A 20,093-nucleotide genomic window follows, 5' to 3' on the forward strand; every position below is an offset into this window, starting at 1 on the left:
GGTTAGCTCTTGTGGCTTTGGAATATCACGTCGGCGGCCTTTTCAGCGGCAACGTAAATAGAGGTGACGATAAAAAAACCGGGAATGCGGGGAAAAATTGACGCGTCTACCACGCGCAAATTGCCAATACCGCGAACCTGAAAATTGCTGTTGAGTACAGCCATAGGATCGTCGTCACGGCCAATTTTGCAGGTGCAGGAAGCGTGGTGCCCCCAGGCGCGGTTGCGTACAAACTCAGCCAGTTCGGCGTCGCTTTGCTTGTCTTGCCCCGGAAGTTCCTCTTCGGCGATTAAGCCTTTGTCAATCAGAGGCTTCGTCATGCTTCGGACAAAGCGAATACCTTCCACCACGGAGGCGAGATCGGCACCGGTATCGTCATTACCCTCATCGAAATAGCGGAAGTTAATGTAGGGTCGGTCAAGTGGGTCATTGGAGGCGAGTGTTACGTAGCCTGCGGTGTTGTTTGTGTGTGCTTTCAATATTGCCCAAGTGAGATAGTTCAGATTTTTAATTAGCTTAGAGTAGCCGGGAAAATAGCCTTTAAATTCGGCGAGCAGCGCAAAGCAAAATAAATCGGGCAAAGGGCGAGAGGGCAGTGAACGTTTAATGGCAGCCAGCACAGCGCCGTTAGTTGTGTATACGCCTTTACCTTTTAACCATTCTTGATGCTGCGGATCTTTAGTGTCGTAATTGGCGTCTTTGAGTACTTCCCAGTTGTCAAAGTTCATCCGGTTAACGACACCGACTTCGTAGCGGTCCTGTAAGTTTTTGCCAACCCCCGGTAGGTGTAGCTTGCATTCAATGGCGTGTGTCTCTAACTCTTCTCGATCGCCAATGCCGGAGAGCATAAGCAGTTGAGGCGTATTAAACGCGCCGCCAGCCAGAATAACTTCTTTAGCGGCGTAAACCTCGCGTACCTCTCCCACTTCCCCGCTTGGGTACTGGTAAGCCCGGTACAGCTTTTCACCCTTGCGGTATTCTACGCCGCGGGCATTGAGCTGCTCATCAATAATAACCCGGGTAACCAGCGCATTGGTTTCAATGGTAAGGCGCTCGGGGTATTTCTTCGCCACATCGAGCAAGCGTTCGCGAGTGCCGTGTCGTTTGTGTTTGCCGGTGGCAAGTGGTGGGTAGCGCAATCCTGTGGCATTGTTTTTCACAAGGCGCCAGTCGTTGGGGTCACCTGCTCCGCGTTTTATCCAACCCAGTCGTTGCCATAGCCTTGGCAGCATACGTAAGCCAACCGCACCTTGTTCCTCTAAGGAGTCGACTAAAGCGTGATCTTTCAGGACATATTCAATTGGAATGGCTTTTTCGGTTCTGAACCAGCCAGAGAAACCGTGGCGCGATGGATTGAACTTGAAGAGTTTGTAAATCCAGCGCCATACCGGTCGGTAGTGGCAATCCTCCAATTTCTCGAAATAGGATCGCATGGTGTCCGAGTTCCAGCTGTCGTCACCGGTAAGCTCGGCAATATCGTCCCAATCTTGATTGTGAGGGTAGACCGTAATCATGGCGTTGTGGGCTGTGCAGCCGCCCAGACAACCCGCCCGAGGGTAGAGTACGCCGTTAACAGGTTGCCCTAAGTATTCAGGGGAGTACTTAGGATCTTTCTTTTGTTGCGTTTGATCAGAGTAATGACGAACAAAGTAATCCCAACGCATTTCATTGTTTTCGGTTGAAAAGGCGTGAAAAACCGGCACTTCATAGTCTTCGGGTAGCCGGTTTTCGGTGCTGACCTGATCACTACCCTTGTGTTTGACCGGGTCTTGTCCGGACTCCAATACCAGTACCCGAGCCCCGTATTCAGCCAGGCGCGCCGCTACCGTGCCACCACCTGCGCCGGACCCGACAACAATATAATCGTACTCGCTCATGTGACAATCCTTTGCTTACATGGTTTTAAGGAATTCAATCAAAGCATACTTTTCTTGATCCGTAAGGGGTGTTTCCTCTTCGCTATCGGGCAGGTAGTCGGTGCCGAAATAATGCCCCTTATTGGTTACGTAATCGGGGCAGGAGCTGCCTTGATACAGTGGCTCGACCAAATTGGCGAATATCGTTTTGGCCTGTTCATCCGACGCGCCATGTGGCAGTTTCTTCAAGTCCTTGATGATTTTTACCAATAACTTTATTCGGTCTTTATCAATGTTACTTATATCCGTATTGTAGATAAGGTTAACGGGGGTTCCGGCGGGAATAGGGCCTAATGTAATACCATCGGATGAGAACAGCTTGGGCAACAGCTTACTCAAAATACCGTCAAATTCGGCGACGAAGTTAGGTAGGTACCCCGGTGTGATATTTAAATAACTTGTTTGCTGAGTGACCTGAATGTAGCCCGGGTGTTTTTTCCCGGAGCGGGTAATCACGTCAAACGGATAGTCATAGTCGTAACTGTCGTCCTGGCCGGAGTGAGCGCGACGCTCGGGCCACAGCAGTCTTTCAACCGAGGCCTCAAATGATTTCATGCGCGCCTCTACTGTGCCTTCATACTCAAAAGGCCCCAGTGCGTTATTAAGCAGGAAGGGGGCGGACGACCATAAACTGATTAATGAAGCGGGGCGAGTATAGCCGCGACCGCCACCAGGCATGGCGAAATCGCGGACCTCACCGGTATAGGGGTTTTGCACCTGAATGTTGCCCACTGCAGGCAGTGATTTGTATGAGCTGGATGAGAAGTTATCCCAGATGTCACCGGCCAGCGCATTGCGTGCTAAAGGGCTGCAGGCATTGGTTTCGAGCAGCGTGACCGGCACGCGAAGCTCAGTGGAAAGAAAGTTGTTCTGCAGAAAGTTATCTTCCTGTACAACTTCTTGCATGGCAGTTTTGAACTGATCGGTTTTACTGTGCTGCCAGTAATCGTTCCAACACTTCAGGTAATCACCGTTAACGCAGCCCTTGTTGGGGAAGTAATCTTTAAAGACATAGTCGGGCAGTTTCGATGAGTGGCAGCGGGCGCAAGTCTCGGCAAAAACCTTTTTACCTTCCGCCAGTACCGATTCGTCATCGCTTAAATAGTTTTCCCCGCCAGGGGCATTTGCCAAATAATCGGGTTCAGCACTGCCTAAGAAAAACAGCGCGACGTCTGCGGTTTGTTCCTCGTTTGCACGCCAATAGGTTGAATTTTTCTGTGCGGTTGCAATCGGGAAGGGGGTGATTTTCTTACCGCCAACAACGGGCCTGAAGTGTTCAACCCACTCCTCGCTGAACAGCCCTATGTTGACGTATACCCGGTTCAGAGCGCCCAGGGCACCCACCGAATCGGCGCCGTCTTTCAACACTCTTGGGGTATAGACAGTGTCCGGGGCATCATAAAACTGACTCAGCGCATGGTCGTCGGGTAGGTAATCATTCAGTTGTTTGTTGTTCTGCTCCGGTCCTTCAATTTTCTCTTGGCCCCATTTGGTTGCCAGTTCCAGGCGCGATGCCAGGTTGTAAATGGCGTTCATTGTGCGCGGGTTATTAATATAATCGGTTGAGACAAGAGAGGTATCCAGCGCACCAGGTTTAGAAGCGTGGAATAGCTGTTTTAAGTAATTATCTTCGTCTTTATCCCACAGCAAAATGCGGTCTACCCAGAAGTATTGTGCCCCCGGGTTAGAGTTTAAGTTGGACCACTCAGGGTTATTAAAGTCTTGCGGTGGATTGGTTGGGTTGGGGCCAACGTGACAGAAGCCGCACGACATACCAACCCGATAGGGGCGTACCAGATCTTTATTGTCATAATATTCCGGGTCAGTGTAATAGCGCACCGGGTCCCAGTTGGCCTCGGCTGTTTCATCAAACTCCGGATTGGGAAACAAGCGCAGACCTACAATGCCAGTGCCGTATCCATAGTAGGAGCCGACTTCAATATTTTCGCCTCGGGCGCCAATTTTCACACCTGGATAGGCTTCGCTGTCTGCAAAGGGGTCGGGGGCGCAGCTGTCGTCCCGAATATCCAGCCACAGACCGTAGCGATCGGCTTGTGGACCGTTTGGTTTTTCAAAGCACGGTTCATTGACCACCCCTAAATACTCCCAACGATTATCACGGCTGTAGCCTAAGCTTGGGTGGTTGGAAATGGTTTTTAACAGGTCAGCGTTGCCGAACGTGAATTGACTCAGCTCGTCCCAAAAACGGTCGTTGCCCGCCGTCCAGACAATCCAGTTGTTGCGCCCGCGCGCGAATCGATCGACGGCGTCTTGCTCGCTAATACCGGGGAAGAAAGGCTCGAGTCGCGCTTGGAGCGCGGCCGGGTTTTTGGAGATGCCGTAGTCCATGTCCGCGTAATAGTCGACGGTAGAGCCTGAGAGTTGCTCCTTCGTTACGCCAACGCACTGCGCTTCATCAAGAATTTCCCCCGCTCCTTTGCCGCAGGGTGAGGGTGCCTCAGAGCATCCCGCCAAAATGCTGAGAGTGCCCCAGAAAACCGTATGGACAGCAAAACTTAATACCTTCATGGTAATCCCCTTCCGTGTGACCAAAAGACGCCGCCAGTCAGTGCTGGTGAATATTTTTGTGGTAAAGATGCCGCTCAGGGAGCGGGAGAGATGTACTGCATTGTCCCGGCTTCGCCCATTAAATATGGCGCCAGATACATCGAGGGTAGGACAACATCCTGTTGCATAATCACTTTAGCGGCATAGGACAATAGATGCAAATGAAATTTATGTGGCATATTATTGCTAAAAATCATTTGGGTGCCACATATGTGCTCAGCGGACAATCTGCGGCGTTCGACATTCCCGCTGAAAATCAGGCGTTGATGTTGAGGTCGGTGGGGTAGGTGTCGCGAATCCAGTCTGGCGGAATGGGTTGTATATTCTCAAATACGCCGTGCTTGACACTTAGGCAAAGCTTGGGCTCTTCAAAATCGACGCTGTTGTCAAAAATTTGCGCTTCATCGGCTATTTCAATGGCACGGCGAATCAGAGGGGGGCAGCGCGAGTAGCGTTCAAACACCTTGTGCGCGGGTACATTGTGGCCGCCTTCTTCGACCCGCAGCGCGACACGCGCCTGGCAAATCTCAGGGGTGGCGACACCAATATGAATGATCTTGGTGTAAAAGCCTGCCGCTTTTGCTGCGGCTACTACATCGGGCTTGCTGGGGTGGGAAAAGGTGGACTCCCAGATGAAACTGGTTTTGTTGTCTATACAATTCTGGCGCCGTTCACTGGCTATTTCAGCCGCTCGATAAGCCGCCTTCATATCGGGCTCTTCCAGTTCGAAGTACTGAATGATGTCTGCGTTTAGAAAGGGCGTTTCGCCATACTCGTGGTGCAGTTCATTGTAATAAAAGCTGGTCTTGCCTGCGCCATTGGGGCCGGCTAGGGCGATCATGAAAGGCGCAGTGTCCATAGGCTAGCTCATCAGTTAAAGATGTTTAGGGTGCCATGTGTGTACAGTGCTGATACAGTCAGTCCTAACTAACCATAGCACAGGAAGCAAAGTTCGCTTTGTAGCTGTGTTTGGGAGTGCAAGATGGGTTGTTGGCGTCATCAAAGGGGCGAGCAATACGCGGTCGAAATTCTGGCTCAAATTGTGCTTATCATAGAAATAGAGGAGATGATGTTATGCCCAATTCAAGTACCGCTCAATGGCCAGAACACCTGGCGCAGGCCTGCGATCTTAACAGCGTGCCAGCGGGAGTTGTGGAGAGTCTTTCCAAGAATCTTAAAATACCCCTGGATATTGCCCGCACCTTAGTGGCTTTTTATATGCCATTGGCCGCCTATTGTGCTGGACATTCTGGCGTAGACAGCCCGCCGTTCTTATTGGGGGTGAACGGCGCGCAGGGAACCGGTAAATCAACGGCGGCGCAAGTGGTCCAGGCTCTGCTGCAGACGGTTTATGATAAGCGTGTATGCGCCGTATCCATCGACGACTTGTACTTGGGGCGTGCCGCCCGGCAAACGCTCAGTGCGCATATTCACCCATTGTTGGCTACCCGAGGGGTGCCCGGCACTCATGACCTGCCTTTGGCGTTGCGACTTTTTAAAAGCCTGAAAGAGTCAGATGCGAGTACCGTGACTCGCATACCGAGGTTTAATAAAGCCCTTGATGATTGCGTTGCCCAAAGTGAGTGGGATTGTTTTACCGGAAAGCCCGATGTGATTATTTTCGAAGGCTGGTGCGTAGGCGCGCGCCCGCAGCGCGCCGGAGATCTGCAGGCACCGGTCAATAACCTGGAGGCGCATGAGGATAATGACGGCGCGTGGCGGCGTTATGTTAACGACTGTCTGCGAGATTACCAGCTCTTGTTTGATCAGATCGACTTGCTGGTTATGCTCAAGGCGCCATCGTTTGATCAGGTGCTGGAGTGGCGCCAGTTGCAGGAAGAAAAACTCCGCGCGTCACTGAGTGCAGAGGATTTGGCAAATTCTAAGGTGATGTCGGCCGATGAAATTGGCCGCTTTATTGCGCACTATGAGCGTTTAACACGCTGGATGTTAGGGGAAATGCCCGCGCGGGCCGATGTCTTGCTAACCTTGGGCAAGGATCATCAAATTGCCACGATTAAATGCCAAATTAGTGAGTAATAGGCATTAACAGAAAATCATAAACCAATAACGAGGTTTTGTTTTGATTGCAAAAGCAGTATTTACCGATCTCGACGGTACCTTGCTAAACCACGACGATTATTCCTACGCTGACGCGCTTCCCGCTATAGAGTTTTTGCGAAACAACCACATCCCCCTGATATTGGTGTCGAGTAAAACCCGGGCCGAAATGGCCGACCTGTGCCGCGAGCTGAGTATTACCGATCCTTACGTTTGTGAAAACGGCAGTGTCATTGTCTTGCCTAAACCCTGGGTGGCCGAGTTTGGTGTAGACACTGAATCGCTGGCAGAGCAGAGCGATTGTTATTTAGCGTACCGTGGCGCTGACCGGGCCGCCATATTGTCTATTTTGAAGCCGTTAAAATCTCAGTTCCAATTTGCCGGCTTTTCCGACATGGATGTGGCCGACGTAATCGACTGCACCGGTTTGTCCGAACCGGCCGCCATGAACGCGATGCGCCGCGATGCCACCGAGCCGTTGCTTTGGCACAGTGATGGGGCGCTATTGGAGCAGTTTGCCCAGTTTTTGGGCGAGAGTAAATTGCAGCTCCTCAAAGGGGGGCGTTTTTACCACGTTATGGCCCAGTGCGACAAAGGCGATGCGGTACGTTACTTGCTAAACATATATCAGTCTCATATTGGGGCGCGGGTGCGCAGCATTGCACTGGGTGACAGCCAAAATGATTTAAAAATGTTGAAGGCGGTCGATCAAGCGGTTGTTATGCCGCACCCAGATGGTTCATATATGAGCGATAAAGACTTAAAGGGCGAGTTGCACGCACCCTATATGGGCGCTAAAGGATGGCGAGCCGGAGTAGAGCAGGCGTTACTGCAGCTATAAAACTAACGAGGAAAAACCATGAGTGATTTTTTTCAAAATGGCCGTATAGGAACTCTCCACAATTTGGGCAATCGCCCTATCGAAGAACTCGAAGCCGAGTTGTTGGAGTGGAGCAAACAAAAGCCTATGTGTTTGGTTTTACCTTGTTTGTATTCGGAACTGGAAGGCCCGGCAATGGACAACATTGTTGAAGAGCTGGCCAAGGTCCCGTTTCTCGATGAAATTATTATTGGTCTTGATCGCGCAGACGAAGAGCAATATAAAAAAGCCAAGAAATTCTTTTCTCGCTTACCACAAAAACACTCCATTTTATGGAACGACGGCCCGCGCTTAAAAGCCGTTGACAAAGTGCTTGATGAAGTTGGCTTGGCGCCGCAACAATTGGGCAAAGGCCGCAACGTTTGGTACTGCCTGGGTTACGCATTGGCCAAAGGGCGCGCTCGTGCTGTCGCTTTGCACGATTGCGATATTGTGACCTACAAGCGCGACATAGTCGCCAAACTTTTTTACCCCATTGCGCACCCCACTTTCAATTACATGTTCTGCAAGGGCTATTACTACCGCGCCGCCGGCGGCAAGTTAAACGGTCGTGTCAGTCGATTGCTGGTGTCACCCCTGGTGCGCGCCTTGCAAAAAGTCTGCGGCCACAATGATTACCTGGATTTTATCGACAGTTTTCGCTACGCCTTGGCCGGTGAGTTTTCCATGAGTATGGACGTGGTCAGTTCAATTCGTATTCCCAGCGATTGGGGGCTGGAAATTGGCGTGTTGTCTGAAGTGAATCGTCGCTACTCCGATGAGCGCGTCTGTCAGGTGGACATTGCCGACGCCTACGATCACAAACACCAAGACTTGTCGGCCGATAATCCCGATGGTGGCCTGTCGAAAATGAGTACCGATATATCCAAATCATTTTTTCGCAAGCTTGCCGTTAAGGGTACCGTCTTCTCGCCTGAAATGTTTCGCACCTTAAAAGCCAGTTACTACCGGCTGGCCTTGGATTTGGTGGATCGCTATCACAATGATGCGGTTATCAATGGAATGACACTGGATCGCAACAAAGAAGAAGAAACGGTAGAGCAATTTACCCAATGCATTATGCGTGCCGGCGAGCAGTTCTTAAATGATCCCACCGAAAAACCCTTTATGGCCAACTGGTCGCGGGTGTTAAGTGCGGTTCCCGATGTGTATTCGCGCCTGTTGGATGCGGTTGAACAGGATGGCCAAAAAATCAGTTAGTATAGCGTGACTGTCCGGCTCCACTATACAAGCTGTGTGTCGCACGGCTTGTATATTAGAAGTGGTGAAATCTGACGTCGCCAGATTAAGATCTGAGTCCTGATGTAAAAATTAATTATGCGTCAGACGTCCAGCCATTGGCCTTCCTGTTGATGATGCCCTGTTCTCGCCGCCGAACATCTGCAAGGAACTCTAGTGCTGACTCTTGTCCTTTTTTGATAACCTCAATCAGAGCATGTGGGTAGGCGTCGGGAAATTTTCTAAATTCATTCATGGCGTGGCCAAGCCTGCCAAGTATCCCCCACTCTTTATTAAGGAGTACAGGGTGCAAGCCTGCATTTTCCAATTCCCTATTGAAAAGCGTTTGGGCGACCCGGCCATTTCCATCTGAAAAGGGGTGAATGTCGCATATTGTCATCAGTAATAGCAGAGCTTTAGGTATACCATTTGGAGCCTTAGGGTAGATTTCGCTAAAGAATTTCCTGATAGTGTTAGCGCACTGTTCGGGTTTTGGTCGCTCTATAATACGGGAGGCCGATGTTCTATTTTGAACAAACTTAAATTGTCCTGGGTGAAAGCCGTCGAGATTGTTGGTGGCCAGTGCGTGTACTTCTCTAAGGACAGACTCTCCTTCTGTTGCTATCTGATATGAAGAGGCTTTTGCATGTCGCACGGAAGCAATCATATTCCTCGTTTCTACATTTTCCCTACAGGTACGGGTATTTTGCAAAATTTCATCTCTATGGGCTATGTATTCTTCGGCAGAACCCACCACGGGTATCATAAAAAATGCTTCATACTCAGGCCAGCGTGGGTCAAGTTTACCAAGCGGCTCTAAAGGGGAGTTAAAAGCGCTCAGAGTTCGGCTATATTTTTCTAGGCGCTCTAAGGTATAAAGGTCTATGCCGAGTTGATCGTTCGGTGTGCAGTGGCTTACTTCTCGCAGGTTGTTTTCGTTTGGAGCACTAAGAAATAATTTGGTTGCTGATTGATATCGAATGTATTCATTAGCCAATAATGTAAGCACAGTTGCATCGGCTCTATCCTCTCGAGTAGCCCTTTTGTAAGGGAATGCGGCTAAAGACTTTAAAGCATCTGTGGGTTTGGCCAGGTTGAGTTGCACTTGAGCCAGCAGAGTAAATGAAGGTGCAAGAGCGGGGTCTGCTGCTATTGATTTGTGCAAAAGGTGTTCTGCTTCCTGGTCTTTTGAAAGTCTTGTTTGGCACCTTGCCATTCTATACAAGCTGCCGGCATCTACCCGAATTTGCAATGCTCTTTGGAACAGCTGCAATGATTGACGATGCTCGCCGCTATCGAGTAGGGCATCCCCCCAGATCTGATAAGCCTGCGGTAGATTTTCGTTAATTTTCAGTGCACGCTTTGCATACTCGATGGCGCTTTTGTGCCTGCCCAACTGATTTGCCGTTTCGGCTAGGTTTACCCAGCTCTCAAACCTACCAGGTTCTAATTTTGTGGCGGAATCAAAACAAATAAAAGCGTTCTCAAATTGTCTGTTTTGAAACGCATGAAAACCGTTTGTCATGGCCTCAAGCCAGGTTTGGCCCGATTCACTATTCATGTGAAGGCCTTTTTATCCCGCTTGTTCGCGGAAACACCGCGCAGCATACTCAATACCCTCGGGGTGATTGTCCAGCCAGGTAGCGGCAATAATCATAAAGTTTGCCGAGCCGAGATCAGCAATGTAGTTATTCAACTCATCAGGAATTTTGCCTCCCTGAATGATTGGCATTGTCTGTTTGCAGCCGCCTAAAACGCTTGTACAAGCTTCAATAAAGTGAGAGTTTGATTGCGTGTTTTGATAATTGGTTGCAATGGGACCGGGGCCAACGGTAAGGTCGGCGCCGGCCAATCGGTGCAATTTTGCCATTACCCCATCGGTTGCTCCCCACTGAGCGGAGCGGGTGATAACGTCACCACAGGTGTTATGGGCAAGTATCATCATGTCGGAACGTTGACGTACTTCTGAGATGAACGACATGCCTTGAATGTAAGAGCTCACAAGAACACCGTCAACACCAGCTTTCTGTGCTTGCTCTAGCATAGGCAAGGCTGCATCTAAGTCGTCAATGATATTGGCAAAGTACAGTTTTCGCTCGCCGGTGTCATCTTCTACCTGTTTCTTCACAGTTACCATGCGTTGCACCCGATCAGCAAAAGGGGACCGATTACTGTCGTAGGTCAGCTCATCGTCCTTGATGACATCAAACCCCCCTGTTAGAACCTGTTTGTTGATTGCTAACATGGTGTTGGTATCAAGGCCATTGGCAGGGCGCATCGAGCGGCACAGGATAGGTCTGTGTGAGAATCCCAGTGTCTGTTGTATGCCTTCTATGCCATAGCGCGGCCCGATAAATTGCTGTGCGAGGCGATTTGGAATGTCAACATCGATGAGTATTGCGCTGCTGAGAAACCCAAGGCGGTGAATTTCGCCCATTACGTTGTTCCAAATTCGGGTTAGGCGATTGCCGAATACGTGAGCGGGGTAAGCAATTACGACTCGATAAACATTGTGTTCGCCTTTGCCTAATGAGTCACCGTAGACACTTGTGTTGAGAAAATATAGCGGGCTGACGGCAACCATGTTGAAGTCTTGGGGTTCAACCGAAACAACTTTGGCTGCAAAGCTTTTTGTGTCCTCTGTTATGTCGAAGGTGGCCAACGAAGTGGCACATACACTTTGTTCCTTGGCAATACCGAATGCCGCCTGCTCGCCGTTCAGTGGGGTGCAAATATGGTAGGTTGCAAACAGGTAGTCATCTGCTTCCTGGTTGGTCCAGGTAAACAGTTGATTATCTTTGGTCGTCAAATTTTCAGAGCTCATTGATACTTATGTCCTAATTTCGGTGCTATGACTTTTTCGGCAATGTCCCAGTCGAGCTGTGTGGTAATTTTAATGTTTTCTGCCTCGCCTGGCACCGCTGCAAGCGATTGGCACCTACTGATCACTAATTGTGCGGTTGATTGAAAAGTGTTGCCGTCTGGCGCTTGCATTGCTTTGGCCAGTACAGCGTGTGAGTATGCTTGCGGGGCTTGAAATATACCGACCTCATCGCGACGCCAAAATCTACTGACGTCGCCCCCGTTAATGCGTCCGACCGGCACTACTGGGTCGATAAATGCGCCCGCAGCGCCGTGAGCTTCGGCGGCCAAAAATACCGCTTCATGAAGCTCGCGTGACGCAAATGGGCGTGCGGCGTCTTGTATTAGGACAGTTTTTGCATCGATGGCATTGAATAAATTTGCAATGGTTCCATGTCTGGAGTTACCACCGGTAATAATGGTGCAGTCGGGCAAAAGGATTGTAGCTTGATGCTCAAAACCTTCAGGCACAGCGATTACAATGGAGTCGACGATAGGGGCTAAACTGTGTGCCACCCACTCAATCAGTGTTCGGTTGCCTAGCGTTAAAAACGCTTTAGGGCCTTTGTTTAAACGCGTACCAAGCCCCGCCGCCGGAATAATGGCGGCCCGGCGCAGGGCCTCTGCCATGATGAAGACCTTTAAATTATGTCAAATTTGGCGCATAAAGTTTCAGTGCGGGGAGGATAGAACATCTCGGATTCGGGGGCAAGATGTTCCTATCTGTCGAGCTATTGTGAGCAGTAGTTGGTTAACCAAAGGTTTTGGTACGGAGCGAGTGTAATGGTGTCACACAGGTCTTCGATTGCATTGCCACTGATTAAGTCCACCCAGTTTTCCGTGCTGATCAGGTTGATATCCGCTAGGTTCAGCTGTTGGGGTTGATCGCTCAGATTATAAATGCAGAAAATGCTTTGGTTGCGCTGCATGCTCTGGCGCCAGAAGGCAAAGATTTCCGGTCGGATGTGCAAGGTGAACTGCGTTGCATTGGGATGGAACGCAGGCTGCTTTGCGCGAATTTTGATGAGGCGTTGCAGTTCGTTAAATACGCGCTGGCCTGGACCGTTTTCTTTTCCAAGTCGCTCATTCAAATCGCTTAAGCTCCAGTTGCAGCGGTTGATAGAGCGGTTGTGGCCGGTGGTTTTTACCTTGTCATAATCATTGTGGGTAGCAAATAGGGTGTGAATGTAAAAGGCCGGTATGCCCTCTACTGCGAGCATAATCGTTTGCGAGCTAATAAGCCGTTCCACTTGCCACTGATCGCTGCCTTTGTAGGTGCCCTTGAAGGCATCGTACAGGCTTATGTTGGCTTCATAGGGCTTACTGTTACCCTCGGCATCGGTGCGTGAGGAAATACGACCACCAAAGGATTCCAGTGTCTGCAACATTTGTTGCAGCTCACCTTCATCAAGTAAACCCTCGGCGGGGCGAAGGCCGACACCATCGTGACTGGCGGTGAAGTTTAGGTAAGTACAGCCAACCGGCGAAGGCGGCATGGTCATCATCCACGTTTTCAGGTAGGTGCAATCACCGGCAAGTAAGGCGTGAATCACCAACGGCGGCAAGCTGAAGTTATAAATAATATGCGCTTCGTTGCTGTTGCCAAAGTAGGTTAGGTTTTCTCGATTGGGTACATTGGTCTCGCTGATAAGCAGCGCATGGGCATTTTTGTACTCGGTGAGTAGCCGTACCAGCTTAATGACTTCGTGAGTCTCGTGAAGGTGAATGCAGCTGGTACCCAATTGCTTCCATAAAAAGGCGACGGCGTCGAGGCGAATCCACTGCGCGCCTTCGTCCAGATAGCGGCCGATGATACTGAGGTATTCCAGTAACACTTTTTCATTGCGAAAATCCACATCAACCTGATCGTGGCTGAAAGTACACCACACATGTTTGGTACCATCGGCCGTATCGGTTTTGCGCAGTAGGGGGCTGGTGCGGGGTCGTACCACGTTAGATAAATCGTAGTTCGGATCGGCCTCTACAAAATAGCCACGTCCGGGGTCTTTGCCGTACTGGTAGTTGCGAAACCAAAGGCTCTGACTGGAGACATGGTTTATGACCAAGTCCGCCATCAGTTTAAAATCCTGGGCGAGAGCGTTGATGTCGTCCCAGTCGCCTAATTCTGGGTCTACCTGGGTGTAATCGATAACCGCGAACCCGTCATCCGAGGAGAAGGGAAAAAACGGCAGTACATGGACGGCCGAAAATACGCCTTGCAAATGGTTGTGGAGAAAGTGCTGGAGAGTGTCTAATGGTTTGTGGCCAGCTTCGCGAATGGAATTGCCGTAGGTGATCAGCAAGCAGTCCTTTTCTGACCATAAGCGCTCGGGCGCTACTACGTCCTTGCTGATGCGCGGGCCAATAGCGGCCAAACACTGCTCTGTTAATTCCTGGGAGTCACAGTGTGGGTAAAGAGCGCCAATCAGCACGTTAACTTTATGCTTGAGCTCTTCCAGAGAGAGGAAGTCTGTGGTCATGGGGTGGCCTCATCGCCTGATCGAAATTTCTACTGCCAAATCAGCACCTTGCTGTTGTGCAGAACTAAGTGATCAGAGGCAAAACTTGTGCCGCGTAGAAGGTGCTAGCCTAGTTTAGCTTCAATATCCCGGTAACAGCTATCAATTACACGCTCGAGCGGTGGGGTTATGTCCACGGAGATGATGTCTGACTCCTGATTGCAGGGCTCAAGACTGTCAAATTGGCTGTCTAGTAGGCTGGTTGGCATGAAATGATCGCTGCGATCGTTCATACGCGAGGCGATAAGCGCCTTTGAGCCTTCTAGGTGCAGGAATACAATGTTAAACGGCAATTGGCGTAACGTGTCCCGGTGGGCCTGCCTTAATCCGGAGAATGCGAGGGTACAGCTGGTGCCTTTTTGGAAGCATTCATTTAAGTATGCACTGATGTTGTGCACCCACGGGGCGCGAAGCTCATCGGTGAGAGGGGTTCCGGCAGCCATTTGGGCTTTGGCCGCCTCGCTGTGGAAGTCATCTGCGTCGAGATAGAGGTATTGATAGTGTTGGGCAAGCGCCTTTGCCACGCTGGATTTGCCGGATCCGGAAACTCCCATCACGATAATTAGTACAGGAATGTGATCGTTATCAATTGAAGATTGGCACATGAAGGTTAACTCGGTAGTATTGGGACGCCACGTATGGGGCTAATGATAGCGCAAACATTGGGTGCTGTGCTAGTATCAATTGAAATAACAGGGGAGAATACACAGTGGGTAGAGCCCGCAAAAGCTCAACAAAGCGAGCGACATTGGCCGACGTGGCAAAGGTGGCTAATGTTAGTGCCATCACTGTTTCACGAGTCATCAATCAACCGGGCAAGGTGTCTCCTGAGCTGGGGCAGCGCGTGCAAGAAGCGATTGATATGCTGGGCTATATTCCCAACCAGTCTGCCAGCTCCCTGGCGTCAGCGCGCTCTGGCGTTATAGGGGTTTCGATCCCCTCGCTCTCCAATGTTGTGTTTAATGATGTGTTGCGTGGGATCTACGATGTAGCCGGTGCCAGTGACTACAAGGTGCTGTTGGTGGATACGCATTATTCTCCCCTTGAAGAAGAGAAAATGGTGCGCACTCTGCTAAGTCAATCGCCCGAGGCAATGATCATTACCGGCGGGGATCAAACCCGTGCCTGTGAGCGCATGTTGGCAAAAGCGGGCATGCCGGTTGTGCAAATAATGGAGCTTTTGGAGCAGCCCCTTGATATGAATGTGGGATTTTCACATTATCAGGCGGGTTATGACGTTGCTCTGAAAATGTTGGCAACCGGTTGTAACCAATTGGGCTTTGTCGGTGCGCGTATGGATGCACGTGTACAACAACGTATGGCGGGCTTTGTCGACGCCTTGCGTGCGAAAAATAAGTTGAATCAGGAGTATATTGTCACGACACCTGAGCCGTCTTCGATTGCGTTGGGTGGCGAGTTGTTCCGCAGCTTACTCAGTGCATCGTCAGGCGCCGTGGACGGCATTTTTTGCTGCAACGATGACCTTGCTCTCGGCGCGTTATTTGAAAGCCAGCGTATGAATATAAAAATTCCTACGGAAATGTCGCTGTGTGGTTTTAACGATTTTGAAACATCGGCTTACGTTAATCCGTCATTGTCGAGTGTGCATGTGCCGCGTTATGAAATGGGTGTTAAAGCGGCTGAAATGATCATCAACGTGCTGAATGATAAAGGCGTTGCGGACAAAACACTCGACATAGGATTCGAGGTGATATTACGCCAATCGTCGAGGGCGTCAGTACCACCGCAGTAATTTGTGTCGGGTGATATGGTTGGCGCGACCATATCACCCGTTTTACTCACTGCGTTCCCAGCAGTACTTCCACGTTATATTCTTGCCCTGACTTGGGAGCGAGCAGCTTAAACACTGATTGAGTGACGCCGTTAACCTTCAGTGAAGATTTTCCCGCTACACGTGTATAGGTAACGTGCACGGTGGCGCCGCGAAACTGGCGGGTCACTTTTGCACTGTTCCAGCCCGAGGGTAATTGCGGGCGAATGATTAGATCCTGCCCCTCGCCGCGCAAACCAAACAGGCCATCCAGCAGTGACCGATACACCCAGCTAACCGTACCGGTGTTAAACAGTTGGCTGGAGCGACCGGCGGTGCGGGGAAACTGGTAGTAGGCGCCACGATAGTAGTTAGGGATATACACAGGCATTTGGCCGCGTTGAGTATAGTCGTCGGTATCTGGCCCCGGCAGCATTTGTCGCAGTAGTTTGAATGCCTTGTCCGCTTCACCGATACTGTAAAGGCTGTAAATGTAAAAAATCGCCGCGTGGTTGTAGACCGAACCATTTTCAGCCGAACCGGGATGCTTTTGCGTGACCCGACCAACGTCCTCGCGCATGGCGGTAAAGGCGGGTGCCAGCATGGCGACCCCGTAGGGTGTTTCCAGTTGCTGCTCTACATTCTCTAACATGGTACGGCGTTGCTCCGCACTGCACGTATTGGCGAGAATGGCCCAGCTCTGCGGGTTGAGAAAAATGCGACCTTCTAAATCTTTACTGATGCCAAAAACAACGTCGTCGTCAGTGATGCCACGCCCGTACCACTGGCCATCCCACAGGTGTTTGTTGACCGCATTGTTGATTTCGGTTGCGCCGCTGCGAAATTCGTCTGCGTTACCGAGACCCTTTTTCTCGCACAGATCGGCCCAAAGGTTAAGCGCGTAGGCTGTGGCGACACTGAGCCAGCCGGATACGCCTTTACCTTTGTAACCCACCATATTCATCGGGTCGCACCAATCGCCCTGAGCGATATAGGACAGCCCGCGCTCGTCGCGCGCCTGCAGCAACCAGCGCATTGCGTTACTGATGCGCGCGGCGACGGTGAGCGATTTTCCGTCAGAACCCGTGACTGATTCGGCGAGAAGGTCAAAGTCTCCGGTTTCATCCAAATACGCCTGTAAACACACCGGTAGCCAAACGCAGTGATCGGTGTGCGGCACCTGATTGATGTATTTTAACTCGGCATCTTCGTGTAACAGGATACCGTCTGGCATTGCACCTGTGTCTTCCTGTTGGCTCAGTGCGTGAACAAATGCGTGGCGAGCGACCGCTGGGTTGATGTAGCTCATGCCCATGTTGTCTTGCAGGTAGTTGCGTGTTTGCGGGTCGGTTGTCAGACGGTTGACGTCACCGTGGTAAAACACCTGGCGAGCGAGCCAGTTGTTAACAAAATTGTCCAGAGTTTTATCCGGTGTATCTATCTGTAGTACACCAGTACCTTGGGCAAGGTAGTCACGGTAGTCTTGTTTGGCCTTAGCAAACCCTGCGGGGGTCAAATAGCGCTCGCGAATATTGGCAATTTCTTCCAAATCTTTGGCCGGGCCAAAAGCAAAGCGCAACGTGGAGATATCTTCCGCGTCCAAACAGAGGCGGTATTGTACGGCGGCCAATGGCGTTTCGTAACGTGCGTCGTTGCATGGCAGTATTGGTTCACGCAGTGCATCCGGGTTGTGTAAGCCGCCTTCGCCTTCAAACGTTTCTCTTTGTAGGTGCCACGCTGTCGGCGCGGTCTCGCACAACAGATAAGTTTTGTCTTTAAAGTGTTGGTTTTTAAAGTAGTCAGGGTATTTTTGATAAGGTGTGACGCAGCTGGCAACAACCGCATTCAAGTCGCTGTTGTACTCGGCACTCTGGTTCATCCAACTCATATAGCCGGGGGTGAAATAGGGGATAACACTGATTTTGCGTTCCCGTCCCGACGTGTTTTCAATTCGGCACTGCCAAAGCTCCACTACGTCATCTACCGGCAAGCTAAGTGACAGGTGCACCGTAATCCCCAAGTGCTGAACGTGCCAGCGAATATCACTCTGCCCGGTAATAAATTCAAAGTGGTCGAGTTCTCCGCGAACTGGTTCGTAGGGCGCTGAAAAAAGCTCGCCAGTTTCATCATCCCTAATATAGAAAAAGCGGCCCGGGTGGTGCGCGTAATAGGGCTGTTCTGGTTGCATGAATGTTTTTGCTTCCAGGTTTGGCGCATAGGCGTACTTGGCCGGCTCCGGCTGCATAAATTGTGCAACGGCGTAGCCTCGACAATTCATCTGGATCATCATTTTTTGGTTCCAGAGAAAGCCGGCCGCGCGTGGCATCATGGTGGGGCTGGTTAAGTGAAAATCTTGGCCGTCGTCTGAGGCGAATAACTTAGGATCTAATGACATGGGTACCTCGGTAAAAAAGAGCGCCCAAGTTGCCTTGGGGCGCTCAAGCGAGAGTGACAGTTACAGGCGGTCGGTTGCCTTAGCCGTCTTACAACCTGGGTTAAAGAACGGTCGTCACTTTACGGAGTCAATCGTTGAGTAAGCTCCGCCGTCGTCAGGCGAAGTGCAGCGGAGCTTATATTTATTCAGGGTTTTTAGCTGCCAATTCCTTTTGAATGGCTTCGAGCTTGTCGCCAGTTAAGTCGTAAAACATTAAGGCGATAATAGCAATAAAGGCAAATGCCCCGGGTGCCAGCGTTTGCATATAAACGATGCCGTCTAGGGAGGCATTCGACTGGGCCTGATTGGCTTGGTAGCCGAGGGCGGCGAGTACGGAAAGCATAAGCGCGGAGCCCGCTGCACTGCCCATTTTTTGCGAAAAGGTCGTTGCCGCGAAGGTCATGCCAGTCGCCCGTCGCCCGGTTTTCCATTCATTGTAATCGGCCACATCGGCGTACATGGCCCAAGTGATAGGGGCTTTGGGCCCCAGAGCCAGAGAAATTAAAATACTGAGGATAAACATCCAAATGATTTCTTGTGGGATGGCTGCGCTGTCCAGAGTTGACCCGTCCCCGCGTGTTTTTATCACGCTAATGGTTTGATTATCCAGGCCTTCCAGTGCGAGAGTGGCGCTGGTGTTGTCGAGTTCGACGCGGTCTTTGATAATCCAGAAAACCTTTTCATAGCGGGTCCAGCGATAGGTATCACCGGCTTGGTGTTCCTCTGCGAGCAATTCGCTGGCAGCGAGTTCTGTTCGCTCGGCGTCGTTCACATCAACCACCCCAAGAGCTTGTGGCTTGGGAACAAACGCAAAGATAAAGCACAGTACGCTGACGATGCCCATCAGAACCATCAGCAGCCGCACTTTTTCTACGTAGCGGGTTAGGGTGGACGCTGACATGGCACCAATCATCAGCCCCAGTACTTGTAAGCCAACAAAGGTTCCCAGCAAATCTGGGCGCTCGACGAAATACTTAAAGTAATAGGTGGCCGAGCTACCGCGCAGGGTAAAGGTGGTCATAATAACCATGGCCAGTATAAAAATAATGATCCACGGCTTACATGTCAGTAGCACTTTTAAATCGCGCAGCGGTTCAGATTTTTGATCCGCCGGTGGGGCGATACGCTCTTTGGTCGTAGCGAAGGCAATGACAAACAATATGGAGGCGACCACCGCGTAAATGCTCATGGTGATTTGCCAGCCTATCGGGCTGTAGCGGTCACCACCGCCAAAGTATTCGGCCAGATCGGGTGTGGCGGCGCCGACAATAATGCCCGTGAAGTAGGCGAAAAAGAAACGAGTACTGTTGAGTGTATTGCGCTCTTGCGCGTCGGCCGTAAGTACAGCAGACAGCGAGTTGTAGGGCATGTTGAGAACGGTGTAGGTCAACATCAAAATCATGTAGGTGGCGTAGGCCCACAGCAGTTTGCCGCCTTCGCCAAGGTCTGGGGTGGTCATGGTGAGCAGGCCGGCCCCCATCATTGGCAGTGTGCCAAACAGCAGGTAAGGGCGGAATTTCCCCCAGCGCGTGTTGGTTTTATCGGCAATTGCGCCCATTGCCGGGTCGGTAAAGGCATCTACTATTTTGGTGATCGTCACCATAGTTGCGGCTGCGGCCGCACTGATGCCAAAGATGTCGGTATAAAAGAAAATGAGGTATGAGCCAATAATGGCCCAGTAAAAGTTAAAGCCGGCATCACCCAGGCCGTAGCCTATGCGCTCGCGCCAGCTCAACTTAGCCAGCCGCTGCGGGGAAGTTTGGTCAGTCACGACATTACCTCGACGTTATTATTGGTAGTGGTACCTAAGGTGAAAGCCTCAGGTTATTATCTAAATGATAGCGCTATCATACTGGCGTCAGGC

At 50.8% G+C, this 20,093-nt stretch carries 14 protein-coding genes; 4 read left to right on the plus strand and 10 right to left on the minus strand.

Annotated elements, in window-relative coordinates; genetic code table 11:
• Nucleotides 1-2 precede the first annotated feature (2 nt).
• From QWI17_RS14430 to QWI17_RS14440, 3 genes are all read right to left on the minus strand, one after another.
• On the minus strand, nucleotides 3-1,877 hold the full coding sequence (locus QWI17_RS14430; protein ID WP_302723224.1) for a GMC family oxidoreductase: 1,875 nt from the start codon (nucleotides 1,875-1,877) through the stop codon (nucleotides 3-5).
• 15 nt (nucleotides 1,878-1,892) lie between these two features.
• Complete coding sequence (locus QWI17_RS14435; RefSeq protein ID WP_302723225.1) at nucleotides 1,893-4,445, minus strand: hypothetical protein; 2,553 nt, start codon at nucleotides 4,443-4,445, stop codon at nucleotides 1,893-1,895.
• Between the two features lie 295 nt (nucleotides 4,446-4,740).
• Nucleotides 4,741-5,343, minus strand: a complete 603-nt coding sequence (locus QWI17_RS14440) for an ATPase (RefSeq protein ID WP_302723226.1) — start codon at nucleotides 5,341-5,343, stop codon at nucleotides 4,741-4,743.
• A gap of 215 nt (nucleotides 5,344-5,558) precedes the next feature.
• Here QWI17_RS14440 and QWI17_RS14445 point away from each other — a divergent pair, with 215 nt between their 5' ends.
• The 3 genes from QWI17_RS14445 to QWI17_RS14455 are packed head-to-tail and all read left to right on the plus strand — an operon-like array spanning nucleotide 5,559 to nucleotide 8,625.
• Nucleotides 5,559-6,524 (plus strand): phosphoribulokinase, encoded by a 966-nt coding sequence (locus tag QWI17_RS14445; RefSeq protein ID WP_302723227.1) that lies wholly within the window; start codon nucleotides 5,559-5,561, stop codon nucleotides 6,522-6,524.
• A 43-nt stretch (nucleotides 6,525-6,567) separates the two neighbouring features.
• A complete protein-coding gene (locus tag QWI17_RS14450) occupies nucleotides 6,568-7,386 on the plus strand; it encodes an HAD-IIB family hydrolase (RefSeq protein WP_302723228.1) in 819 nt (272 codons plus the stop codon).
• An 18-nt stretch (nucleotides 7,387-7,404) separates the two neighbouring features.
• Nucleotides 7,405-8,625, plus strand: coding sequence for a glycosyltransferase family protein (locus tag QWI17_RS14455; protein WP_302723229.1), 1,221 nt, complete (start codon nucleotides 7,405-7,407; stop codon nucleotides 8,623-8,625).
• A 115-nt stretch (nucleotides 8,626-8,740) separates the two neighbouring features.
• On the opposite strand, the gene QWI17_RS14460 is transcribed toward QWI17_RS14455, so the two are convergent.
• The 5 genes from QWI17_RS14460 to QWI17_RS14480 all read right to left on the minus strand — a co-directional run bounded on the left by QWI17_RS14460 (nucleotide 8,741) and on the right by QWI17_RS14480 (nucleotide 14,629).
• Nucleotides 8,741-10,204, minus strand: a complete 1,464-nt coding sequence (locus QWI17_RS14460; protein WP_302723230.1) for a Fic family protein — start codon at nucleotides 10,202-10,204, stop codon at nucleotides 8,741-8,743.
• A 12-nt stretch (nucleotides 10,205-10,216) separates the two neighbouring features.
• Nucleotides 10,217-11,467, minus strand: coding sequence for a RuBisCO large subunit C-terminal-like domain-containing protein (locus QWI17_RS14465; protein ID WP_302723231.1), 1,251 nt, complete (start codon nucleotides 11,465-11,467; stop codon nucleotides 10,217-10,219).
• Nucleotides 11,464-12,135, minus strand: coding sequence for an IspD/TarI family cytidylyltransferase (locus QWI17_RS14470; RefSeq protein WP_302723232.1), 672 nt, complete (start codon nucleotides 12,133-12,135; stop codon nucleotides 11,464-11,466). The genes QWI17_RS14465 and QWI17_RS14470 overlap by 4 nt, the downstream gene beginning before the upstream one ends.
• A 101-nt stretch (nucleotides 12,136-12,236) precedes the next feature.
• Complete coding sequence (locus tag QWI17_RS14475; protein WP_302723233.1) at nucleotides 12,237-13,985, minus strand: alpha-amylase family glycosyl hydrolase; 1,749 nt, start codon at nucleotides 13,983-13,985, stop codon at nucleotides 12,237-12,239.
• 104 nt (nucleotides 13,986-14,089) lie between these two features.
• Nucleotides 14,090-14,629 (minus strand): gluconokinase, encoded by a 540-nt coding sequence (locus QWI17_RS14480; protein WP_302723234.1) that lies wholly within the window; start codon nucleotides 14,627-14,629, stop codon nucleotides 14,090-14,092.
• A 104-nt stretch (nucleotides 14,630-14,733) separates the two neighbouring features.
• On the opposite strand from QWI17_RS14480, the gene gntR reads away from it, so the two are divergent.
• Complete coding sequence (gntR, locus tag QWI17_RS14485; protein ID WP_302723235.1) at nucleotides 14,734-15,777, plus strand: HTH-type transcriptional regulator GntR; 1,044 nt, start codon at nucleotides 14,734-14,736, stop codon at nucleotides 15,775-15,777.
• A gap of 46 nt (nucleotides 15,778-15,823) precedes the next feature.
• Here gntR and QWI17_RS14490 read toward each other — a convergent pair whose 3' ends face one another.
• Both QWI17_RS14490 and QWI17_RS14495 read right to left on the minus strand, forming a co-directional pair.
• Nucleotides 15,824-18,190, minus strand: a complete 2,367-nt coding sequence (locus QWI17_RS14490) for a GH36-type glycosyl hydrolase domain-containing protein (RefSeq protein WP_302723236.1) — start codon at nucleotides 18,188-18,190, stop codon at nucleotides 15,824-15,826.
• A gap of 181 nt (nucleotides 18,191-18,371) precedes the next feature.
• Nucleotides 18,372-20,000 (minus strand): MFS transporter, encoded by a 1,629-nt coding sequence (locus QWI17_RS14495; RefSeq protein WP_302723237.1) that lies wholly within the window; start codon nucleotides 19,998-20,000, stop codon nucleotides 18,372-18,374.
• Nucleotides 20,001-20,093 lie beyond the last annotated feature (93 nt).

The organism is Gilvimarinus gilvus, assembly GCF_030518155.1.
Taxonomy (GTDB): domain Bacteria; phylum Pseudomonadota; class Gammaproteobacteria; order Pseudomonadales; family Cellvibrionaceae; genus Gilvimarinus; species Gilvimarinus gilvus.